This is a genomic window from Fulvimarina thalattae (assembly GCF_040239565.1).
Taxonomy (GTDB): Bacteria; Pseudomonadota; Alphaproteobacteria; order Rhizobiales; family Rhizobiaceae; genus Fulvimarina.
On the sequence record NZ_JBEHWS010000001.1, the window covers coordinates 87,335 to 108,531 of the forward strand.

Here is a 21,197-nt window from a genome sequence, read left to right on the forward strand (position 1 = left end):
GCCGGCTTATCAAGATGCTCGAAGCCAATCTTCCTCGTAGCGCGTCTCCCCGCACCTGGCGAAGCGGGCGAGACGTTCGATCTCCGTGGTGAGCGCCTCGATCCTCGTTGAAGAGTTTCTGACACCCTTCTCCGCCCAGTAGGCACGGACATTCAGCGCACCGCGCGCTCTGTCGGCCTTTGCATCGAGACGGCCGATGATGCGGTCGCCCTGGAGGACGGGGAAGACATAATAGCCGTATTGGCGCTTGGGCTCGGGCACGAAGACCTCGATCCGGTAGAAGAAGCTAAACAGGCGCTCCGTCCGGTTCCGGTCGCGCAGCATCGGATCGAAGGGGGAGAGAATTTTCACCCGCGTCGCATTGGCCGGCATCTCGGGGATGGTCTCGGCAAGGTTCGGACGCGCTATGTGGCGGCGGAGGCGCCCGTCGGCGCCCTCGATGTCGACATGTTCGAGACGGCCTGCTTCCAGTTCGCGTGCAACCCATGCCTTCGCCTCAGCCGGGGTGATCAGCTTCCAGAAGGCCGCGAGTTCGCCGGAGGTCGCGAAGCCGAGCCTGTCGAGCGCGGCGGCGCAGGACCAGTCGATGGTCTCTTCGAGGCTCGCCGTCCGGCAGTCCGGATAGACGCGGGCGGCGAGATCATAGATTTTGTTGAAATTTTCGCGCCGGCTCACCGCCAGGCGGCCCGTCCGCCAGAGAAATTCGAGCGCGGTCTTGGAAGGGTGCCACTCCCACCATCCGCTCCCTGAGCGTTCCTCCTCGTGGCCGATATCACCGACACCCACGGCTCCTTCCGCTTCGATATGGTTGAGCGTTTCGTCGAGCTTTGCCTGAAACTCCGGACCACGCCATTGCTTGAAGCGTTCCAGCAGCGCCGGATAGGTGCGCTCGAACTTCATCTTCCAATAGGGCAGGAAATCCATCGGAATGACGGAAGCATCATGCGTCCAGTGCTCGAAGATCGCCCGGTCGCGCTCCATCAGCAGTTTCAGCGCCTTCGGTTTGTAGCCGGGATGCCGGGCGCGGAGGATCATGTGATGGGCGCGCTCCACGGTGCGGATGGAGTCGAGCTGAACGAAGCCGAGATCAGTGACGAGGTTTTTGAGATCCGCGCCGCTCGCACCATGTCCCGCCAGCAGGTGCCGATCCATGAAGATGTGCCGTGCGTCGCGATTGTTCAGAACCCGAATCGTCATTGCGCTGCCTTCGAGGCTGTTCCGCCGCAGCCCTATCGATTGAACCCGAGCGGTGCCCGGTTCGTTGGCCCCGCAAACCGTTCGCCATTCACTTTATGGCCAGACCGCAGCTGATGCGCGCCGGCCGCAAGACAAGGATATCCCCATATGGGCTTCACCAATTTCAGCCCGCTCGGCGTCGTCATCGCAGCGATCGCCGCCTTCCTCTTTGGTTTCTTCTGGCACCGTCTCCTCGAAAAGCCCTGGATGACCGCCGCCGGCTACGCCAGCAAGCCGGCGCTGAAGCCCGGACCCTTGGTGATCGTCTTCATCGCCTATATCGTGATCGCCGGTATGCTGGCCGGTCTGACGGCCCATATCGGGAATGTCGGCATCTACGAGACCTTCGTCACCGGCATCCTCGTCTGGGCCGGGTTCGTGCTCGCGACGATCGTCGTCGACCATTCCTTCGAGGCCCGTTCGCGCAAACTCACCTACATCAATGCCGGCCATTGGTTCGGTGTCTTTCTGATCATGAGCGTCATCATCGGCCTCTTCGGCGGTTGACGATAGTCGAAGCGAGCCCCTGCCGGAACCGTGATTAGCGGTCCGGCCGGCACGGCGTCCGACTTACGACGGATTGCCAGATGCCGCAGGGAAGTTATGTCTTTGTGGAGGGCATCGCGGGCGCAATTGCGGAAAGCCGGCGGGATCTGATCGTCCCGTCGCGGTTTTTGCGTTGGCAACAGGCCGCGGAGCGAGACGAAATCACACGACTCTGGGAGGAGTAGCCGAATGACGATGATCGAAGTCAAGGACGAGTGGAAATCGCGCGCCAAGATCGACAAGGCCACGTATGACGAGTGGTACAAGAAGTCGATTGAGGATCCGGAAGGCTTCTGGAAGGAACACGCCAAGCGCATCGACTGGATCAAGGAACCGACCAAGATCAAGTCGATCAACTACATGTACCCGGACGTTTCGATCAAATGGTTCGAGGATGGTGAGCTCAACGTCTGTTACAACTGCGTCGACCGGCACCTGAAGGACAAGGGCGACCAGACTGCGATCCTCTGGGAGGCCGACGAGCCCGGCAACGCCCAGCACATTACGTTCAAGCAGCTTCACGAGCATGTCTCGAAGTTCGCCAACGTCCTGAAGGAGCTCGGCGTCAAGAAGGGCGACCGTGTCGTCATTTACCTGCCGATGATCCCGCAGGCGGCCTATGCCATGCTCGCCTGCGCCCGTATCGGTGCGATCCATTCGGTGGTGTTCGCCGGCTTCTCGCCCCAGGCGCTGCGTGATCGGGTCAACGATTCCGAAGCCAAGGTCGTCATCACGGCGAACCATGCGCCGCGCGGTGGCAAGGCGACACCGCTGAAGAAGAACACCGACAAGGCTTTCGAAGGGATCGAGGGCGACGTCAAATGCCTCGTGGTCAAGCGCACCGGCGACGACACGCCGATGACGGACGGCCGCGACTTCTGGCTGCACGAAATGGAATCCAAGGTCGGCAACGACTGCGAATGTGAGCCGATGAACGCGGAAGACCCGCTCTTCATTCTCTACACTTCCGGCTCGACCGGTAAGCCGAAGGGCGTCGTCCATACCTCGGGCGGCTACATCGTCTACACATCGATGACCCATGAATACGTCTTCGATTATCATCCGGGCGACATCTACTGGTGCACCGCGGACGTGGGCTGGATCACCGGCCACAGCTACATCGTCTATGGTCCGCTCGCGAACGGCGCGACGACGCTCGTCTTCGAATCGACGCCGACCTATCCGGATGCCTCGCGTTGCTGGAAGGTGTGCGAGGAGCACAAGGTCAACCAGTTCTATACCGCGCCGACCGCGATCCGCGCCCTCATGGGCAAGGGCCGCAAGCATGTCGAAGGGCATGATCTTTCAGCGCTGAAAATTCTAGGCACCGTGGGCGAACCCATCAATCCGGAAGCCTGGAACTGGTATTACGAGGAAGTCGGCCAGTCCAACGTGCCGATCGTCGACACCTATTGGCAGACCGAGACGGGCGGCATCCTGATCACGCCGCTGCCGGGTGCGACCCCGCTCAGGCCGGGCGCGGCCTCCAAGCCGTTCTTCGGCGTCAAGCCGGTGATCCTCGATCCGCAGTCCGGCGATGTTCTGGAAGGCAACGGCGTCGAAGGCGTCATCGCCATGGCCGATTCCTGGCCGAGCCAGATGCGCACGGTTTACAAGAACCATGAGCGGTTCGTGAACACCTACTTCCAGCAATACAAGGGCTACTACTTCACCGAGGACGGCGCCAAGCGCGACGAGGACGGCTATATCTGGATCACCGGCCGCGTCGACGACGTGATCAATGTCTCGGGCCACCGCATGGGGACCGCCGAGGTCGAGAGCGCGCTCGTTGCCCATAAAGCGGTGTCCGAGGCGGCGGTCGTCGGCTTCCCGCACGAGGTGAAGGGCCAGGGTATCTACTGCTATGTGACCCTGATGGAGGGTACCGAACCGAGCGACGATCTGCGGGATGAACTCGTCAAGCATGTGCGTTCGGAGATCGGTCCGATTGCCAAGCCGGATGCCTTACAGTTCGCGCCGGACATGCCGAAGACCCGCTCGGGCAAGATCATGCGCCGCATCCTGCGCAAGATTGCCGAGGACAAGCTCGACGAACTGGGCGACACCTCAACGCTCGCCGATCCGTCGGTGGTCGATCACCTGATCGAGAACCGCCAGAACAAGGGCGGCGAAGCTTCGAGCTGAGTCAAAAAACATGTGGATAGCGGGGAAAAGTGCGCATCGCGCATCACGTTATCCACGGGTATTGTCAAGACTCTCTCTTGACATGAGTCTTCGTCGAATCGCTGGGGTTTTGACGAAGACTTTGGATAGCGCTAAGCAGACTGAGCGATCAAAAAAAGCCCCGCTCTCGCGGGGCAATTTGAGTAAGTCGTGATAGCTAGGTTGGGTGATAAACCGTATTAGTGGTACGGTCTTCTCCTGCAGTGAGAGCATACGTGCTCCCACTGCCCTAGTCTAAATCTCCAGTAGTCCATGACGGACACTGGACGGTTTATCGGACAAGATACTCGCATTGCGAGCCTCCTTGCTAAGCGGCAAGAAGGGCTTGCCTGCCCCCTCGCTGGTATCCAGCGAAGAAGTCACTGGATGCTGGATCAGCGCGGGCAGGTATTTGTCCGATAACATTTCCCCGTAACTGCACACGAAATATTCGTCTAGCGCAGATCTTGATCGCTAGGCGTTCTTCCACAGCTTTTACGAAAAGTGAGAATTATAGTGCACCACATCTGGGTGCAGCAGTCTCTTCAACGAGGCTATAGGCAAATGACGGCCTCTAACCATCCCGTAACCCTGGACGGGCGTTATTTCGTCGCAAAGGGGCGGCTCTGGCGAAAGAGCGATCCGCGGCTTTCCGAAGAGGAACGGCAGGACGCGGTGCGCGATCTCATGAAGGCGCGCCGTGCCGTGAAGAAGGCTTCAAGCGCTGAAGACGAGCGCGCGGCGCGAGAGGCTGTCGATGCCGCCAAACGGCGGCTTGGCGAGCGCGGCCCCGTCTGGTGGGATGACGGTGCGCCAGACGAAACGCATAAGGCGCCTTGGAATTCCTCCTACGCCGAGTGGTGGGCCGCTCAAGAGGAGGTATGCGAAGACGACAGTTGAACGCCGGTCCAGAACGGTTGGCGCGCGTCGGAATTGATGCGTTTTCGCAACGGCGATGCAAGCTTTCTTGCATAGGGCCTGAAACTGTCACCGTTTTGCCGTTCTCTTCGGTTGAAAAGCGCGTGCCGTGGGGTTTGAGGAAGCCTTGCGAAACTTATTGCCGGTCTCGACAGCGTGCCGCCCGTTCAGTGAACGTTCAAGCGTTCAGCCGAAGATGGCGGATTATCGTCTTGGGCCGTGCCGTGATATTGCGACCGCGCCCATGACGGGCCATCCGACAAGGATCTGTAAATGACTTCATTCAAGACCATGCTGAAGGGACTAGGCATTGCCGCCGCCCTTTCGCTCGGCGCCACCTCCGCTTATGCGCAGCAGTGCGGCAACGGCCCGGGCGGCTTCGAGCAGTGGAAGCAGCAATTCGCGCGTGTCGCCCAGCAGAACGGCGTCGGCAACCGCGGCCTCCAGGCGCTTGCCAACGCCAGCTACAACCAGAAGACCATCCGCATTGATCGCGCCGCCCAGAAGGGCGGCTCGGCCTTCACGATGAGCCTCGACACCTTTCTGAAGAAGCGCGGTGGGGCTTCGATCGTCGCGACCGGCAAGCGCAAGCTCGCCCAGAACCGCGGTATGTTCAGCGATATCGAGCGCCGCTACGGTGTGCCGCCCGGGCCGCTGCTCGCCATCTGGGGCATGGAAACGGGCTTCGGCGGGTTCATGGGCGGCGAGAACGTCGTCTCTTCGGCAGCGACCATCGCTTATGACTGCCGCCGGTCGGACTTCTTCAAGCCGCATCTCATCGCGGCCCTTCAGCTGATCGATCGCGGCGGCCTTTCGCCGAACTCGCGCGGCGCGGGCCATGGCGAATACGGCCACACGCAGTTCCTGGCCGCCAACATCCTGCGCTACGGCGTCGATGCCGACGGCAATGGCCGCGTCGACCTCGCCAGCAGCCGCGACGCGCTCTATTCGACCGCCAACTTCCTGCGCTCGCATGGCATGACGCAGAACTACCAGCAGGGCCAGGCCGGCTATCGCGGCATCCAGGGCTGGAACGCTGCGCCTGTCTACCAGCAGGCGATCGCCTATCTCGGCGCACAGATCGACGGCCGCTGATCGCGATCACTTTCGACGACATGACGAAGCCCCGGTCGTTCAGCGGCCGGGGCTTTTTCGTGGGCGGTCGGGCTATCCGCCATTGGCCGGATCGAGTTCCGGGTAGCGCCGGAAGAGGCCGTCCTTGTTGAAGCGCAGGGCGCGATCGCTGTCGATATAGGCGAGAACCTTGGGCAGATCGGCGATGGCGCGGCAGAGTTCCTGTACCTTGGGCGCGGCCCGCGATGCGCCGCCCATGGCGTTCGGGAAGGCATAGGCGAGGCCGCGGCAGGTGTGGAAGAGGCCGAGATCGGCATAGGTCATCGTCTCGCCGATAAGCCAGCCGGAGTCAGCCGGATTGTTCTCGATGAGGTTCTCGTACCAGGCGAGGAATTTCGGGATGCGTTTGAGGCGGAAGGTCTCCGCCCGGCGCGCCGCCTCCGGCTTCTGATCCTCGTAATAGAGCGAGACGCCGATCGGATGGTGGGTGTCGTGGGCCTCATTCGCGAAATCGACGGTCGTCATCGCGATGGAGAGAGCGAAGGCCCGGTCCGCCTCCGCTTCTGGTGCGAGATCGCATTTGGCGGCCACATGGGCGCAGCAGAGTGAGGTCTGGGAGACGAGGATGCCGTCTTCGACGATGAAGGGCGGCGCGAAGGGAATGGGATAACCCTTGCGGCCCTCCAGAAAGGCCGCCATCGCATCCATGCCGCCGCCCTCGTCCTCGGGCAGGCGAACGACATCGCGATAGGGCACGCCGCCGGTTTCGAGCACCAGCCGAACATATTCGCCGCGGCCCGGAATCTGCGGCCAATAGTAGAGATCGATCATGCTCGCCTGCCTCGAAACGTCTGTGGTCTGACGGTTCCGGAGCTACGGGCGCGCCGGCCGATGACAAGCGGCCAGCTGCCTGAATTCTAGGCGAGATAGCTTTCCAGCGTCGCCTTCGTGCCCTTCTCGTTGAGCATATTGAGCCAGTCGGTGAAGGGTTCTGCGAAGCGCGGCTCGTCCTTGAGGGAGCCGTAGATATCGGTCATCTCGAGCCAGGCGGACGGGTTTTCCTTCGCGGCCTTCGCCTGTCTGGTCAGCCGCTCCCAGCTTGGATCGTTGTCGTCGATCGTCTTGCCGCTGTCGGTCTCGCCGAGGCAGTAGCGGCACCAGAGGGCGCTTTCGAGGGCGAGGCCCGAAACGTCGCGGCCCTTGGCGAGATTGTCCTTGATCGAGGGGATGATGAATTTCGGCTGGCGGTTCGAGCCGTCGAGGCAGAGCCGGCGGATCGTGTCTGCGATCTTCGGATTGGCGAAGCGCCGCTGAATGAGCGCGAAATAATCGTCGAGACTGGTGTCCGGCACCGGCGGCACGATGGGGATCACCTCCTCGGTCTCGACCTTTTCGAGAAAGCGCGAGACGAAATCGTTCTCCATCGCCTCATGGGCGAATTCGATGTCCATGAGGCCGGCCGGATAGGCGATGATCGCATGGCCGCCGTTGAGAATGCGGATCTTCATGGTCTCATACGGCGAGACGTCCGGCACGAACTGGACGCCCACCTGATCGAGCGCCGGGCGGCCGGCGGTGAACTTGTCCTCCAGAACCCACTGGATGAAGTCCTCGCAGAAGACCGGCCAGTCGTCGGCAATGCCGAAGTCTTCGGAAACGATGCGTCGTTCCCGGTCGCCGGTCGCGGGCGTGATGCGGTCGACCATACCGTTCGGAAAGGCGACGTTCTCGCCCACCCAGGCGGCGAATTCCGGGTCGGCTTCCTTGGCAAGGCCCATCACGGCATCCCGCGCGACGCGGCCGTTATGGGGAAGGTTGTCGCAGCTCATTACCGTGAAAGGCGTCTGGCCTGCGTCCCGCCGGTTCCTGAGGGCTTTCAGAATGACGCCAAAAACGGTCTGCGGCGCGTCGAGGTTGTTGGCATCGGCAACGATCTTCGGGTTTGCCGGGTCGAACTCGCCCGTCGAGGGATCGACGAAGTAGCCGCCCTCGGTGACGGTCAGCGAGACGATGCGGATGGCGGTATCGGCGAGCCGTTCGACAATCTTTTCCGGATCGCCCGGCTCCACGAAATCGATCAGAGCCCCGGTGACGCGGGCGGTGGAGCTTTCCGCCTCCTGCGCGACGACGGTCGCGAGATAGTCCTGTTCTTTCAGCGTGTCGCGTACCTTGGCGTCGAAGGGCATCAGGCCCGCGCCGACAAAGGCCCAGTCGAGATCGCGGCCGGTCTCGAAGAGGCGGTCGAGATAGACCTGCTGATGGGCGCGGTGGAAGTTACCGACGCCGATATGGAGAATGCCGGGTTTGAGATCCGCGCGCTTGTAGGACGGCTTGGCGACATTGGCCGGCAGGTCGTCCAGGGTTCGAAGCGACAGTTTCGTGGTCATTCCGTGTGCTACTCCCGCCGGGAACGCCCGGCCATGCGTCTTCATGCGCGTCATTGAAGCGTCAGGCGACAATTCTTCATCGTCCGACGCTTTCGGTTTGCTTGATCCGCGCCGGGTTGGTCAAACACCGGTGCCCACTTATTCGCCCGTCGCTCTGGACGCCATCAGAATATGGGCGGGCCTGGAAGTCAGCAAGGCTTCGCGGGGCGCTCGGATGGACGGTTGTGATCAGCCGGTGACGAAATAGTAACCCGCCAGGAAGACGCCGAAGGCGATGACGAAAAGCCGGACGGCGATCTGCGGCACGCGCTTGGCGATCCAGACACCGGAGAAGCCACCGAGCGCGATGCCCGGGGCCATGGCGAGGGCACCCGCCCAGTCGATCACGCCACCTGTCGCGAACACGGCGATCGCCACGACGGCGATGACGTTTGAAAGGACGTTTTTGATGGCGTTGAGGCGGTGATAGTCGCCGCTTTCGGTGAGCCCGAGCGTCGCCAGCATCATGATGCCCATGCCGGCGCCGAAGAAGCCGCCATAGATCGATCCCAAGAACTGGACGATGGGACCGGAATAGTTCCGACCCTTTTCCGCCGTCTTTTCATGGGCCCGGCGCGGCTTCAGCCAGGGACCGGCGGCAAACAGCGCCGTCGCGGCGAGAAGCAGCCAGGGCACCATGACGCGAAAGCGGTCATTGTCGAGCCAGAGCAGGATCGACGAGCCGATCACCGCGCCCGCCATCGAGGCGATGGCAAGCAGGATCAAACCACGCCAGAGGGTGCGGATGTCCTTCAGATAAGGAAGGGTCGAAGTGACGTAGCCCGGCAGCTGGGCGATCGACGACGAGGCGTTCGCGACCACTGGCGGCATGCCGATCAGCGAAAACGCCCCGAAGGAGATGAACGTCCCACCGCCGGCAACCGCGTTGATCGCCCCGGCGAACAGTCCCGCAAGAAAGAGAAGGGCGATGGTGAGGAGGGACATGGCGGGCTCTGTACGATTTCTGCAGAAGCCGCCATGTCACGCGTAAGGTGATGAAGGCAAGCGGGTCGTCGCCGAGAGATGCGGCTCACGAATAAGCCGAAAAGCCCCTCTGCTTCGGCCTTAAACGCCTGCCAGCGCCCCCTCGATATCCTCCAAAATATCGTCCGTATCCTCGATGCCGACCGACAGGCGCATCAGGCCGTCGGAGATGCCGAGCTGGTCGCGGGCCTCCTGGCTGAGGTTTTTGTGGGTCGTGGTCGCGGGATGCGTGGTCAGTGTCTTTGCGTCGCCGAGATTGTTGGTGAGGAGGATGAGTTCGAGGCCGTTGGCGAAAGCGAAGGCTTCCTTCTTGCCGCCCTTCATCTCGAAGGCGATCAGGGTGGAGCCGCCGCTCATCTGCTTCTTCGCGACAGCCGCATCCGGATGGTCGTCGCGTCCGGGATAGAAGACGCGGGCGACCTTCGGATGATCGGCGAGATAATCGGCGATCTTCGCGGCCGAGGCCGTAGCCTGCTTCACGCGGAGCGACAGGGTTTCGAGGCCCTTGAGCAGCGTCCAGGCGTTGAAGGGCGACATCGCCGGTCCGGTGTGGCGGTAATAGTCGTGCAGGTTCTCGTCGATCCAGTCCTTCGAGGAGAGGACGACGCCGCCGAGACACCGGCCTTGTCCGTCGATATGCTTGGTCGCGGAATAGACGACGACGTCCGCCCCGAGCTCCAGCGGATGCTGGAAGAGCGGGGTCGCGAAGACATTGTCGACGACGAGCCGCGCGCCGGCCTGATGGGCGATTTCGGCAACGGCCGCGATATCGACGAGCTCTAGCGTCGGATTTGTCGGGGTCTCCATGAAGAAGACCTTGGTGTTCGGCTGCACGGCGGCCTGCCATTCGTCGAGATTGCGCCCGTCGACGAAGGTGGAGGTGACACCCATGCGTCCGAGAACCGTCTCAACCACATAGCGGCAGGAGCCGAACAGCGCGCGCGCCGAAACGACGTGATCGCCGGCCTGAAGCTGGCACTGGAGCGCGGTCGAGACGGCGGCCATGCCCGAGGCCGTGGAGCGGGCATCCTCCGCCCCTTCGAGCAGCATCATGCGCTCCTCGAACATGCGGGTCGTCGGGTTGGAGTAGCGCGAATAGATGAAGCCCGGCTCTTCGCCCTTGAAGCGGGCTTCGGCCTGTTCGGCGCTCTTGTAGACATAGCCCTGGGTGAGGAACATCGCCTCGGAGACTTCGCCGAAATTGGACCGCATCGTTCCGCCGTGCACGAGTTCGGTCGCGGGCCGCCAGCCCTTCTTGTTGTCGTCGCGCTTCAGCATGGTCGTTCGAACTCCTGGTCCCAAAAACTGGGCACAAAAAAACCGGCCTGGCGAAGATCGCTAGAGAGCCGGTTCGAAAAAGGACCCTTTGCGGTCCACGATCGGAACGGCCCTTTAGCAAGTTGTTTAACGTGGCTGCAAGCCGGCCGGCCAAATCACCACGCCAAGGCCAATACCCCACCGATTTTCGAAACGCAATCCAGGCTTCATACTCAAGGCGATCGAACGATCGTTTGCGCGCCATTGTCGCCCGATGGCTCGCTCGAAACCGTGCCCCATGCTGCATGCCGTGAGGCCAGAGGTCGTTCGCATCGGGTGTGGAGGCGGAGTGCCACAAATGACTTGCCTCAGCGTCGCTTGAGGAATACCTTTCACTTAAACTGATATTGTGAAGCGCGTTCGTGAGCCTCTGTACATGTCGGAACGAGGAATAAAAACAAACACATATCTCGAGAAGCTCTATAAGATCATCCCAATCGAGATCACGGCTGCGTACATCTCAATTACCTCAATAATTGCATCGCAAGACAATGCCAAACAATATTTTTGGCTCCTTGTCTTCTCAGCCGCAGTCCTCTTCGTATTGAATCCCATTTATCTGATGCGGGTTCAAAAGGTTAAAGACAAGGGGCTCGTCGTGCTATCGACGCTGTCTTTTCCCTTGTGGGCGGCCAACACCTCCATCGAGTGGCTTCCCCCTGGCTGGATAACGCTCTCTCTTTCGATAGCGCTCATCCTGTGGACTCTCCTCATTCCCATCTGCAAGGGTTAGCGTGACGAAATGCCTTGGCTTTTCAGTCGATTTGCTTTCTGCCGCTCGGGGTATCTGGCGATTGCCGCCGGAGCACTCGCAGCCCTTTTGTCGGCTCAAAACCCTGCGTCCGCCCAGCCTCATTCTTGCGAGAAGATCATCCAGATCGACGAACTTTTCGAAACCGAACCAGGCACCATCGGATTTCGAATTACCGGAGACCCGATCGATCAGCTTCGCGTTCTGGAGGGATGCCAGAACTCACACATTCAGACGATCAATACGTACAAAACGCTAGAAATATTTATCAATACTTCGAACTATTGCCCGCGGAACGATGCATTTTGCCGAGACGAGTCTAGCGAAAATGCCCTTCTAGTCGCAGCCCGAATATCCTCTTTCGATGAAGACGTGGTCAGGAACCTGGGTCCGGGCTCGATTTATCGTGGATCGGGCTGGTTGGGACCGCCCGGCACGTCGATCATATCGGCACGATCCTACGAAAACTCTTATCGACGTCTTTTCACGACCGTTGAAGAGCTTTCCGAGTTTTATCTCATGCACCGGAATTCGGGGAGCGCGAGTGATTTCGCCGCCTATGACGAATATGTGCATGCCCGCACACCGCTGGAAGGACACCCCAGCTGGGCTTTGAAATCGGTCATTACTCAGTTGGGGAACGGAGCGGCGTGCGCGGGAGACGACAGCGATTGTTCAGCGCGATTCTATCTGTTCAAATTCATTACGAGGTCAGCGGGGCGGCCCAATGAGCCGATGCGCGCGGAAATTGTGATGAATTTGGCCACAAGAATCGAGCTTTTCATCAAGGGATATCCCGAAGATCGCTACAATCGACGGCTCACTCTCGAAATCACGACGCCGACACCGACCCCGCGCCCTGAAAATCTTGATTCCGATGGGTCATAGCAACTAAGAAAAATCACCAAGTCGGAGGGTTCATATCTCGGGCGGGCAGCATTTAGGATCAAGAAAGCGAGCCGTGCGTAGCGTGACGTCAAAGGCATTTGCAGGCATTCTGCCCGACCGCGACATCGTGGGGCTGTTCGAGAGCGGGGCGATCTCGATCCCGCGCGCCCGGGACGAGGACCAGATCCAGCCGGCCTCGCTTGATCTCAGGCTGGGCGACCGAGCCTACCGTGTTCGCGCGAGCTTCCTGCCGGGCATAGAACGCACCGTCGAGGACAAGCTGAAGCGGTTTTCGCTGCACGAAATCTCGCTGGACGGCGGGGCGGTGCTTGAGACCGGCTGCGTCTACATCGTGCCGCTTCAGGAGAAGCTGCGCCTGCCGGAGGATGTCCGCGCGACGGCGAACCCGAAATCCTCGACCGGTCGGCTCGACATCTTCACCCGCGTCCTCACCGATCGCGGCCGGGAGTTCGACAAGGTGGCAACGGGCTATGACGGGCCGCTCTATCTGGAAATCTCGCCGCGCACCTTTCCGATTTTGGTCAGGCAGGGCTCGCGGCTGTCGCAGATCCGTTTCCGGCGCGGCGAGCCGACGCTTTCGGGCGCGGAGCTCGAAGCGCTGCATGGCGAACACCGCCTGACCTCGGATACGGCCGCCAATATCACCGGTGGCGGCATCGCGCTTTCGATCGATCTGAAGGGCAATGACGATGGGCTCGTCGGCTATCGGGGCAAGCGCCATACGGGCGTCGTCGACGTGGACAAACGCGGGGCGAACGCAGTCGCGGACTTTTGGGAACCGCTCTATCGCTCCGGCCGCGGCGAACTCGTGCTCGACCCGGACGAGTTCTACATTCTCGTCTCTAAGGAGAGCGTCCACGTGCCGCCGGCCTATGCCGCCGAGATGACACCCTTCGATCCGCTGGTGGGCGAGTTCCGCGTCCACTATGCCGGCTTCTTCGATCCGGGCTTCGGGCATGATGCGGCGGGCGGTTCAGGCTCGCGGGCGGTTCTGGAAGTGCGCAGCCACGAGGTGCCGTTCATTCTGGAAGACGGCCAGATCGTCGGTCGCCTCGTCTACGAGCACATGGCCTCGCTCCCGGACCGGCTCTACGGTGCCGATCTGAAAAGCAACTATCAGGCGCAGGGCCTCAAGCTGTCGAAGCACTTCGCCTGAGGATCGAACCTTCGGACCTCAGAGATAATAGTCCGATCCGCTGCGGCGCCCGCGTTCGAGGGCCGGACCCTGGCTGGACGCGCCAGCCTGCTCCTGCGGCATCTGAGCACCTGACGGCCGGCCGCCGCGCTGACCATCCTGACCCCGCGACTGTCCGGCTTCGCCACCATTCGGGGCGTTGCCGTCGGCCCGAGCCTGCGCGTTCTGATCGGCGTTCGAACCGCTCGCCTTGCCCGGTTGAGCGCCGTTTTCCTTGAGTGTGATCGTCACCTGGGCCTCGTCGAGATCGAAGCCGGCCGATGCCATCGCCGCTTTCAGGCCTTCGCGATCGTCCTGAAGGCGCATCAGGGTTTCGGGCTCGCTGACGGAGAGTTCGAGCGCCATCTGGCCATTCACCACCTTCATCAGGACGTCGAGCTTGCCGAAATGGGCCGGCTGAAGCTGGATTTGCAGCGTCTTCATCGCAGCGCCGCCTGCCTGATAGCGCACCCGCTCGGAGGCGCCTTCATAGGTGGCCTGGGCGGTGGCGGCGGACTGGGGTGCCGGCCCTTGCCTGTTGCCGGTCTGCGGCATGTTGTCGGCGATGATCGAACCGATCTGCTTGCCGAAATCGCCGTCGCCGTCAATGGACTTTTCGATCGCGAAGCCGGCATCGCCCTTCATCGGCCGGTCAGTCGAGAGCCTTGCGGATTCGACCGGGTGCTGATGCGCCTTCGCCTGTTTTGTGTCGGGTAAGGCGTCCTTGCCGGTGGTGATGGGCAGCGTGTCGTTTGCGTCATCGCTCGCTTCGGCGTCGCCCGTCCGGGCGTTTGCGGGGGCTGTACCAGCCCGGAGTGCGGATTCAAGCTTTTGCGCCGCCATGGCTTTGGAACCGGCTGCCGACTTCGCACCGTTGGCCTCCATGCCGACCGGCTGGAAGTCGGTGCGCATGGAAACGAGATCGGCGCGGGCCGTGATGCCCTTGGCGCTCTCGCCACCGCGTACGACACGCCCGGCGGCGAGTGAGACGGCTGCTGCAGTCTCGGAAGACGGGAAGAGCTGAGCCGTGTTGGCGCCGGTGGCCTTGCCATCGAGAGTGGTGCCAGCCTGGAGATCGGCTGCCTGCCCGACAGTGCCGGCCTTCGAGCCGTAACCGCTCAAGAGCTGCTCGATTGTCGCCTTTGCGCCCAGTCCCGCATTGGCCGGCCCGCCCTGGGCGGTTGCAACTGCGGCCTCGGCCTTCGCGGCGGCCTGCTGCGGGAGGGTGACGCCTTCACCCATCGGGCCGACCGCCTTCTCTGTGCCGGCTTCGCCGTTTTCTGCCGATGGCTGCAGGATTTCGTGCCGAGCTTGCAGGAGCGAGCGCTCGAAGCCGAGCCGGCCAGCTCCGCCCTTCGATCGCCCGGTGCGGAATTCGACGACTTCGGCACCCTTCGTCTCCTCAATCGCGCCGCTTTCGTTGTCCGAGGTGGCGAAGGCTTCACCGCCGCGCTCGCCTTTCTCGTCGGCACCGTTCGTCTTGCGCTCGGCGCCGCCCTTGAGCAGGACGTCGAAACCCGACGCATCGCCGTCTTCGCGCGAGGTCGTTTCGGACCGTTTCGAAAGATTGGTGCTTTCGGGGATCGAAGAAGAGATGAGCGCGCTCATTGGGTGAAGTTCTCCAAATCCTTGTCGACCGCATCGATGAGAGAGGTGGCACGTGCGAGAGTCTGATTGTCGAGCGCCGGATCGGCCTCCTCCCCGGAGGACGCGATCTCGGCCGGTTCGCGGATCGCATTCACCACGTCGAGCGCGGCTTCCTTGAGGGCGAGATCGGCGGGGTGAAGCAGGTCGTCGTCGATGGCGCCGAGCGTTGCGAGAATTTCGCCTTCCTCGCGCGTCGAAAGGGTCGAGGCGAGGTCATAGAGGAGGGCGCGTTGCCGGTCGGCCGGCTCGGCGTCCTCGATGGCAAGCGCTTCCTGGGAAGCCTCCGCAGCAAGCTCCAGATTGCCGCCGACGAGAGCGCGGCGGCCGACCGAGAGATACATTGCGAGCTTCTGGTCGTCCGGCAGGAGGCGCAGCGTGTCGGAAAGAGTATCGAGCGTCTTTTCCTCGCTGCCCTCCGGCCTGTCGGAATAGACCGCCGAGAAGCGCGCCCGGAAATTGCTGGAATAGACCGAAGCGGCATAACGATCGAAATATTGCCGCGCGTAGCGGTCGGCCTTCCTGGTCTCGCCCGCATTCTCGGCGAGCAGTACCCCGAGCCGAAGGGCAGCCTCGTCGAGCAGCGTGCCGGGTGCAGCAAGCATTACCTTTTCCAGCGCTTCGAGAGAGCCGGCCGGATCGCTTCCCTGACGCAGTTGGGCGAGCGCGAGTTGGACTTGCGCGGCGAAGATCGTCTCTTCACGTTCGAGATCGATGCGCGAAAGCTTGGCCTCGGCCTCTGCCATCCGGTTGTTCGCATAGGCAAGCACGCCTTCGATCATCGGCGTGTCATCGGCCGAGAAAACCGCCTCCCGGTAGAGCTCGTAGAGCGGTTCGGACGGGCCGCCGGACAGAACGAAGAGGGCGATTGCGCGAACATTGCGCTGGTCGCTCCAGATTTCGTAGGGCCGCGCTGTAAGCGAGGGACCGAAACGCGTCAGGATGCGTCGCTGGACATCAAGAGCGGCCTTGTTGCCGCGTGCCGCCTGATCCTGAAGATATTGCAGCGAGCGAATGACCTCAAAAGGCATAGGCTCGCGCTCTGTCTGCCATTCGGGGCCGGCATGCTCCTCGCTGTCTTGATCCGTCCCGTGATCACCGTCTTCTTCGACGTCATGCTCCGCCGCGTCCGAGCCTTCATCGGCATGTTGTTCGGCATCGCCGCTGGAATGGGCGTTTTCGTTTCGGGCCGCTTCCGCCGCCGCGCGGACCTCCTGCGACATGGAACCATGCGAGGTCTCGCCGGCGGCAAGGGCCGTGCTCGCCCCGGTCAGGGCGAGGCAGGTGCCGGCAAGAAGCGAGCGGAGGAGAAGACTGCGCGCCATGTCAGGCGTCCTCGACGAGAAGGATCTCGATGCGCCGGTTGATGTCGGCCTCCGGGTTCTCGACATCCTTCGGCTGGCGGTCGGCGAAGCCTTCGATGGATTCGATGCGTTCGGCACCGAGTCCGCCCCGCGTCAGCATGTAATAGGCCATGTGGGCGCGGGCCGTCGAAAGGCGCCAGTTGTCATAGTTCTCGTCGTTGAACGGACGCGAATCGGTGTGGCCGCGAATGATGATCTTGCCTTTCCGGGTCTTCAGGACGTTGGCGATCTTCTCCATCATCTGGATGGCCTCGGCGTTCGGCTTGGCCGAACCGACCGAGAACATGCCGGAGTCGAAATCGTCGGCGAGCGAGATCATGACGCCGCCATCACCCTGGCTGACTTCGACCTTCGAGGGCACACCGTCGCCCATCTCGGCAAGTTCGGCCTCGATATCGTTCTTCAGGTCGGCCGCCTCGCTGTCGACCGGCTCTTCGTTCTGATCCTTGGCTTCTTCTGCCTTGGTATCGCCTTCACGTTCCGCAACGGCGGCCATCTCCGTCTCGGCCGCGTCCTCGCCTTCGGTCTCGCTCGCCTCGGCGCCTTCCGGCGGCAGGACGGCGGTCTTGAATTCTGACGGAGGCAGATCGTCGAGGTCGCCGCCGGTCTCGCGCATGTTGGGCGAGAGCTGCCAGGACTGCGGGTCGAACGGATCGCGATAGGCATCGCCGCCGTTCAGGCCGGGCAGCCCGGTGCCGTCGGGTTCGCCCTCTCTTTCGCCCGAACCGGTGGAGGTGGAATTCGCGGCGATCTCGGCAAGAACAGCGTAAGGGTCGCGGAAGAGGGCCTGTTCTTCGCCGCCGACCTCTTCGCCGGCAATCGGCTTGCCGCCGGTCTTTCCGATGATTTCCTGATCCTGCTCGCCGTCGTTTTCGGCCTGGGTCTTGGACTGGGCGTCCGTCTTCTCCAGGCCCTTGGAGGCGGGTTTGGAATCCGTCAGCTTGATCGGATTGAAATATTGCGCGACCTGCGTTCGGGTCGAGTCATCCGTGGAATTGGTGAGCCACATGACGAGGAAGAAGGCCATCATCGCCGTCATGAAGTCGGCGAACGCGATCTTCCACACGCCGCCGTGGTGCTCGTCGTGACCGGCGCTCTTGCGGCGGACGATGATGATTTCCTGATGGTCGCGGTGGCCTGCTTCGCTCATGACAGAGCCGTCTCCAGGGCGGAACGCCATTCGCCGAGACGGGACTGGAGCACCGTCTGGCCCATTTCGATCTTCACGTCGGTCGCGCCTTCTGAGGGCGCAAAGGTGACGTGCGCGGCGCGCTCGCCGAGTGCGGTTTCGAGATGGCCGAGAAGGTCCGCCGAACCGCTCGCCTTCACCGAGATCGCCTGTCCGTCATAGGCCGCGAGCGTCATCGAGCGGACGAGTTCGTCGATGCTCTGGCGCTGACGGGTGTTGATCGCGAGCGGTTTCAGGATGCTCGCCAGCGTCGCGCGCATGGCATCGCTCAGGCGCTCGGTCTGCGTGGCCAGAGCCTCGGCGAGACGTTCACCTTCGCTTTCAGCCCACTCGGCCCGTGCCGCTTCGATCGCTTCGGCCTGTCGCTCTTCAGCGGCAGCGCGTTCCTGCTCGATCGCGGCTTCGATCGCGGCATCGCGTTCGGCGGCAGCTTCTTCGAGCGCCTCGGTCCGACCCTGATCGTAAGCGGCCTGGCGCGCTGCTTCCAGCGCATGGGATGCGTGCGAATTGATCCGGCCGGCACGGTTTTTCAGATCGTCCTGAAGGGCGCGGGCATCCTGGGTCGGCTGCTGGGGGGAGGCGCGGCTTCTGAGCTCGCCTTCCATCTCCTCCATCAGTGAGGCGGTATCGACGTCGCCGCCCTCTTCCGGCTGGAAGGCGGGCCGTGCGGTGGGCTCGCCGAGGCCTTCGAACGCCTGGGGCTTCGGCCGTGCCTTGGCCTGACGTTCGCCGCCGAGTGCGCTGAAGTCGCTGGGCTGCTTCGCGCTGCGTGCCTGACGTTTCGGAGCGAGGCTCTTGAAGCCGGAGTCGTTGTCGCGATCGTTGAGATACTGGGCGAGGGGGATCATGATTTACGCGGCCTCTTTCTGTTTGAGCCACTGCTTGAGCACGTTGGCGGCCTGACCTTCGTCGATGTCTACGAGAGCTTCCAGGCGGGCCTGGGGAGAGGGGGTCGCTCCCGACATGTCCTCGACATACCCCGCTGGGGCGGTCGATAGGCCGAACGTACCCGCCAAAGCTGGATCGACGCCTTCCCCGAAACGCTGGAGGTCTTCGATGGAATTGTCATTGTCGGCTGCGCCGCTCATCGGATCCGGCGCGGCGAGTGCCCGGATGGCCGGCTTCAGGCCGAACCAGATCACCAGAACCGCAACGGTGAGGATCGTGAGTGCGTTGATGAGGGTGCCGGACTGGCGCATGAACATCTCGCCGAAGCCGGGTCCGGGGATCGGCTCCAGGCTGCCCGCGGCATCGACGAAGTCGACGGCGGTCACCTTCAGCTGGTCGCCGCGCTCTTCCGAAAAGCCGGAGGCGGAAGCAACGAGGGCCTGGATCTCGGCGATCCGCGCGTCGATATCGGTGTCGGTCGCGTTCTCGCCGATCGCGGCGGCAAGGCGCTGGCGGTTGATCACCACCGCGATCGAGAGATGCTCGACCTCGTAACCTTCCGATGTCGTCTGGATCGTCTTTTCGTTGATCTCGTAGTTGGTGAGCTCCTCACGGCGCTCCTTTTCGTCCGACGACTGCTCACCGCCCGGCGCACCCTGCACCTCGTCGGCCGCCTGGATGTCCTGATCGATCCCGACCGCTTCGTTCTGGGTCGTGTTCTGGCTCTGGTCCATTTCCTTTACGGAACGCACGGAACGCTCGACGCGGCTTTCGGGATCGAAGATACGCTCGGAGATCTGCTGGCGATCGGTATTGAGGCTCGCCGTGACCGAGGTCTGGAAGTTGCCGACGCCGAGATAGGGAGCGAGCGTGCGGCGGATCGATTCCTCGACGCTGCCCGACATGATCTTCTCGATGCCGAAGAGCTTGGTGGGCGCGGTCGAAAGACCGTCCTCGCCGGAAGCGAGCAGCGTTCCGTCGGAATTGAGGACCGTGACCTCCTGCGCCGTCATGCCGGGGATCGCTGCGGCGACGAGCGAGCGGATCGCCGGGGCCGAACCGAAGTCGCCGGAGGCGTCCGTGCGGATGACGACGCTCGCCGAGGGCTTCCTGCGTTCACGGCGGAACGAGCCCTCGTCGGCAAGCACGATGTGGACGCGTGCGGCGCGGATGTTCGAGAGCGTCTGGATGGTGCGGGCGATCTCACCTTCGAGTGCGCGGACGCGGGTGACTTCCTGCATGAAGGAGGTGAGGCCGATCGAGCCGATATTGTCGAACAGCTCGTAGCCGGCGTTTTCCGAACGCGGCAGACCCTTTTCGGCGAGCAGCATTCGCGCTTCGCCGGTCTGCGAGAACGGCGTCTGAACCGCGTCGCCCTCTGCCGTCACGTCGAACGGGATCCCGGCTTCGGTCAGGGCTGCGCCAATGCGGGTGACGTCCTGGCGGTCGAGACCGGAATAGAGTGTTTCCATATCCGCACGGGACAGGAAGTAGCTTCCAAGTCCCACCAGAACCACGACGAGCAGTCCCACGATGCCGAGAGCGCCCAATTTCTTGGGTCCCAGCTGTGAGAGGTTCGAAACGATCTGTTGTGCCTGTCCGCCCAGAAGACCGGCCATGACGCACCCCCGATTTGACGCTTAATAAAAGGTTACCGTGGGCGGACCATGCGTCGGGAAGCTTGCGCGAAACCCCGGTTAACAAAGGGTTAACGCGAGGCTTGCCGGCGGGAATTTGGCGTGTCGAAGGGCTTTGGCAAAACGCGCAAAGCCCTTCATTTGCGGGCTCAGCCGATGATCTGCGCGACCTGGACAAGGCCAAGAATGGTGATGAGACCACCGACGAGACGCAGGAGTATCTTTTCCGCAAGCTTACGGACCACGAAGCCGGCGAAGGGTGCGGCGACGAGGCCGCCGACAATAAGGCCGAGGATCGCAAGGCCGTGCGAGGCGAAATCGCCGGCTTCCTCCCAGTGGCCGGTCAGGAGCGCGAAGAGGAAGCTCAGGGAAACGGCGAGGGTGACCACGAATTCGGCCGTATTCACCGTGCCGATCACGTAACGCGGCGCGCCTCCGGCTCCGAGAAGCCCGGTGGTGACGACCGGTCCCCAGCCGCCGCCTCCGACGCTGTCGAGAAAGCCGCCTGCGAGCGCCAGCGGCGGTGCCACTGCACCCGGAACCGGGCGCGAAGGGATTTTTCTGAAGGAGCGCACGATCAGGTAGAGACCGATGATCGAGAGGTAGGCCGCAACATAGGGCTTTGCGACGGAGCCCGAGAAGCTCGTCAGCACATAGGTTCCCACCACGCCGCCGAGGACGCCGAAGGGGACGAGCCGCCAGAACAGCTTCCAGTCGATATTGCGGTTGATGGCGTGGGCCGTTCCGGAGGCCGCGGTCGTGAAGAGTTCGGCCGTATGGACCGATGCCGAGGCCGCCGCAGGCGCGACCCCGAACGAGATCAGGACCGTCGAGGAGACGACTCCATAGGCCATGCCGAGGGCGCCATCGACGAGCTGGGCGAGCCCGCCGACGAGTAGAAAGAGAAGGAAATCGGTCATCGCAAACTCCATTGGCGTGATGGAGCAAGCCTATTCCTATATCATACTATTACAGTA

The 21,197-nt window shown here is 62.4% G+C and carries 17 protein-coding genes and 1 riboswitch; of the genes, 6 read left to right on the plus strand and 11 right to left on the minus strand.

Going from position 1 to position 21,197, the window contains the following annotated elements:
• Nucleotides 1-9: 9 nt before the first annotated feature.
• Nucleotides 10-1,197 (minus strand): winged helix-turn-helix domain-containing protein, encoded by a 1,188-nt coding sequence (locus ABRA89_RS00420; RefSeq protein ID WP_349939476.1) that lies wholly within the window; start codon nt 1,195-1,197, stop codon nt 10-12.
• Between the two features lie 147 nt (nt 1,198-1,344).
• Here ABRA89_RS00420 and ABRA89_RS00425 point away from each other — a divergent pair, with 147 nt between their 5' ends.
• From ABRA89_RS00425 to ABRA89_RS00440, 4 genes are all read left to right on the plus strand, one after another.
• Complete coding sequence (locus tag ABRA89_RS00425) at nt 1,345-1,743, plus strand: DUF1761 domain-containing protein (protein WP_349939477.1); 399 nt, start codon at nt 1,345-1,347, stop codon at nt 1,741-1,743.
• Nucleotides 1,744-1,971: 228 nt separating this feature from the next.
• Entirely contained in the window at nt 1,972-3,927 is a 1,956-nt protein-coding gene (gene acs, locus ABRA89_RS00430; RefSeq protein WP_349939478.1) for an acetate--CoA ligase, read from the plus strand.
• A 582-nt stretch (nt 3,928-4,509) separates the two neighbouring features.
• Nucleotides 4,510-4,845: a hypothetical protein gene (locus tag ABRA89_RS00435; protein WP_349939479.1), complete on the plus strand. Its 336-nt coding sequence runs from the start codon at nt 4,510-4,512 to the stop codon at nt 4,843-4,845.
• A gap of 291 nt (nt 4,846-5,136) precedes the next feature.
• Nucleotides 5,137-5,958 carry a lytic murein transglycosylase gene (locus tag ABRA89_RS00440; RefSeq protein WP_349939480.1) on the plus strand — a complete coding sequence of 274 codons (822 nt, stop codon included), beginning with the start codon at nt 5,137-5,139 and terminating at the stop codon, nt 5,956-5,958.
• 72 nt (nt 5,959-6,030) lie between these two features.
• Here ABRA89_RS00440 and ABRA89_RS00445 read toward each other — a convergent pair whose 3' ends face one another.
• The 4 genes from ABRA89_RS00445 to ABRA89_RS00460 all read right to left on the minus strand — a co-directional run bounded on the left by ABRA89_RS00445 (nt 6,031) and on the right by ABRA89_RS00460 (nt 10,625).
• On the minus strand, nt 6,031-6,768 hold the full coding sequence (locus ABRA89_RS00445) for a glutathione S-transferase (RefSeq protein WP_349939481.1): 738 nt from the start codon (nt 6,766-6,768) through the stop codon (nt 6,031-6,033).
• 86 nt (nt 6,769-6,854) lie between these two features.
• A complete protein-coding gene (locus tag ABRA89_RS00450; protein WP_349939482.1) occupies nt 6,855-8,324 on the minus strand; it encodes a mannitol dehydrogenase family protein in 1,470 nt (489 codons plus the stop codon).
• 228 nt (nt 8,325-8,552) lie between these two features.
• Complete coding sequence (locus ABRA89_RS00455; protein ID WP_349939483.1) at nt 8,553-9,308, minus strand: sulfite exporter TauE/SafE family protein; 756 nt, start codon at nt 9,306-9,308, stop codon at nt 8,553-8,555.
• Between the two features lie 120 nt (nt 9,309-9,428).
• The gene (locus tag ABRA89_RS00460; protein WP_349939484.1) at nt 9,429-10,625 is read right to left on the minus strand and encodes an O-succinylhomoserine sulfhydrylase; all 1,197 of its coding nucleotides are present in this window, start codon (nt 10,623-10,625) and stop codon (nt 9,429-9,431) included.
• Between the two features lie 94 nt (nt 10,626-10,719).
• A riboswitch (SAM riboswitch) is annotated at nt 10,720-10,797 on the minus strand.
• A 609-nt stretch (nt 10,798-11,406) separates the two neighbouring features.
• Between ABRA89_RS00460 and ABRA89_RS00465 the strand changes: the two genes are divergently transcribed.
• The gene (locus ABRA89_RS00465) at nt 11,407-12,303 is read left to right on the plus strand and encodes a hypothetical protein (RefSeq protein ID WP_349939485.1); all 897 of its coding nucleotides are present in this window, start codon (nt 11,407-11,409) and stop codon (nt 12,301-12,303) included.
• Nucleotides 12,304-12,376: 73 nt separating this feature from the next.
• Nucleotides 12,377-13,480: a 2'-deoxycytidine 5'-triphosphate deaminase gene (locus ABRA89_RS00470; RefSeq protein ID WP_349939486.1), complete on the plus strand. Its 1,104-nt coding sequence runs from the start codon at nt 12,377-12,379 to the stop codon at nt 13,478-13,480.
• 18 nt (nt 13,481-13,498) lie between these two features.
• On the opposite strand, the gene ABRA89_RS00475 is transcribed toward ABRA89_RS00470, so the two are convergent.
• From ABRA89_RS00475 to ABRA89_RS00500, 6 genes are all read right to left on the minus strand, one after another.
• Nucleotides 13,499-15,106 (minus strand): flagellar hook-length control protein FliK, encoded by a 1,608-nt coding sequence (locus tag ABRA89_RS00475; RefSeq protein WP_349939487.1) that lies wholly within the window; start codon nt 15,104-15,106, stop codon nt 13,499-13,501.
• Nucleotides 15,103-16,467: a hypothetical protein gene (locus tag ABRA89_RS00480; RefSeq protein ID WP_349939488.1), complete on the minus strand. Its 1,365-nt coding sequence runs from the start codon at nt 16,465-16,467 to the stop codon at nt 15,103-15,105. The genes ABRA89_RS00475 and ABRA89_RS00480 overlap by 4 nt, the downstream gene beginning before the upstream one ends.
• Nucleotide 16,468: 1 nt before the next feature.
• Nucleotides 16,469-17,656: a MotB family protein gene (locus ABRA89_RS00485; RefSeq protein ID WP_349939489.1), complete on the minus strand. Its 1,188-nt coding sequence runs from the start codon at nt 17,654-17,656 to the stop codon at nt 16,469-16,471.
• Entirely contained in the window at nt 17,653-18,543 is an 891-nt protein-coding gene (locus ABRA89_RS00490) for a hypothetical protein (protein WP_349939490.1), read from the minus strand. The genes ABRA89_RS00485 and ABRA89_RS00490 overlap by 4 nt, the downstream gene beginning before the upstream one ends.
• Before the next feature lie 3 nt (nt 18,544-18,546).
• Nucleotides 18,547-20,202 carry a flagellar basal-body MS-ring/collar protein FliF gene (gene fliF / locus ABRA89_RS00495; protein ID WP_349939491.1) on the minus strand — a complete coding sequence of 552 codons (1,656 nt, stop codon included), beginning with the start codon at nt 20,200-20,202 and terminating at the stop codon, nt 18,547-18,549.
• A 167-nt stretch (nt 20,203-20,369) separates the two neighbouring features.
• Complete coding sequence (locus ABRA89_RS00500) at nt 20,370-21,140, minus strand: sulfite exporter TauE/SafE family protein (protein WP_349939492.1); 771 nt, start codon at nt 21,138-21,140, stop codon at nt 20,370-20,372.
• Nucleotides 21,141-21,197 lie beyond the last annotated feature (57 nt).

What these genes read in the sequence shown, in the direction of transcription:
- ABRA89_RS00420 (WP_349939476.1), bottom strand. Translation starts at nt 1,197, where the DNA reads ATGACGATTCGGGTTCTGAACAATCGCGACGCACGGCACATCTTCATG.
- ABRA89_RS00425 (WP_349939477.1), top strand. Translation starts at nt 1,345, where the DNA reads ATGGGCTTCACCAATTTCAGCCCGCTCGGCGTCGTCATCGCAGCGATC.
- acs (WP_349939478.1), top strand. Translation starts at nt 1,972, where the DNA reads ATGACGATGATCGAAGTCAAGGACGAGTGGAAATCGCGCGCCAAGATC.
- ABRA89_RS00435 (WP_349939479.1), top strand. Translation starts at nt 4,510, where the DNA reads ATGACGGCCTCTAACCATCCCGTAACCCTGGACGGGCGTTATTTCGTC.
- ABRA89_RS00440 (WP_349939480.1), top strand. Translation starts at nt 5,137, where the DNA reads ATGACTTCATTCAAGACCATGCTGAAGGGACTAGGCATTGCCGCCGCC.
- ABRA89_RS00445 (WP_349939481.1), bottom strand. Translation starts at nt 6,768, where the DNA reads ATGATCGATCTCTACTATTGGCCGCAGATTCCGGGCCGCGGCGAATAT.
- ABRA89_RS00450 (WP_349939482.1), bottom strand. Translation starts at nt 8,324, where the DNA reads ATGACCACGAAACTGTCGCTTCGAACCCTGGACGACCTGCCGGCCAAT.
- ABRA89_RS00455 (WP_349939483.1), bottom strand. Translation starts at nt 9,308, where the DNA reads ATGTCCCTCCTCACCATCGCCCTTCTCTTTCTTGCGGGACTGTTCGCC.
- ABRA89_RS00460 (WP_349939484.1), bottom strand. Translation starts at nt 10,625, where the DNA reads ATGCTGAAGCGCGACGACAACAAGAAGGGCTGGCGGCCCGCGACCGAA.
- ABRA89_RS00465 (WP_349939485.1), top strand. Translation starts at nt 11,407, where the DNA reads ATGCCTTGGCTTTTCAGTCGATTTGCTTTCTGCCGCTCGGGGTATCTG.
- ABRA89_RS00475 (WP_349939487.1), bottom strand. Translation starts at nt 15,106, where the DNA reads ATGAGCGCGCTCATCTCTTCTTCGATCCCCGAAAGCACCAATCTTTCG.
- ABRA89_RS00480 (WP_349939488.1), bottom strand. Translation starts at nt 16,467, where the DNA reads ATGGCGCGCAGTCTTCTCCTCCGCTCGCTTCTTGCCGGCACCTGCCTC.
- ABRA89_RS00485 (WP_349939489.1), bottom strand. Translation starts at nt 17,656, where the DNA reads ATGAGCGAAGCAGGCCACCGCGACCATCAGGAAATCATCATCGTCCGC.
- ABRA89_RS00490 (WP_349939490.1), bottom strand. Translation starts at nt 18,543, where the DNA reads ATGATCCCCCTCGCCCAGTATCTCAACGATCGCGACAACGACTCCGGC.
- fliF (WP_349939491.1), bottom strand. Translation starts at nt 20,202, where the DNA reads ATGGCCGGTCTTCTGGGCGGACAGGCACAACAGATCGTTTCGAACCTC.
- ABRA89_RS00500 (WP_349939492.1), bottom strand. Translation starts at nt 21,140, where the DNA reads ATGACCGATTTCCTTCTCTTTCTACTCGTCGGCGGGCTCGCCCAGCTC.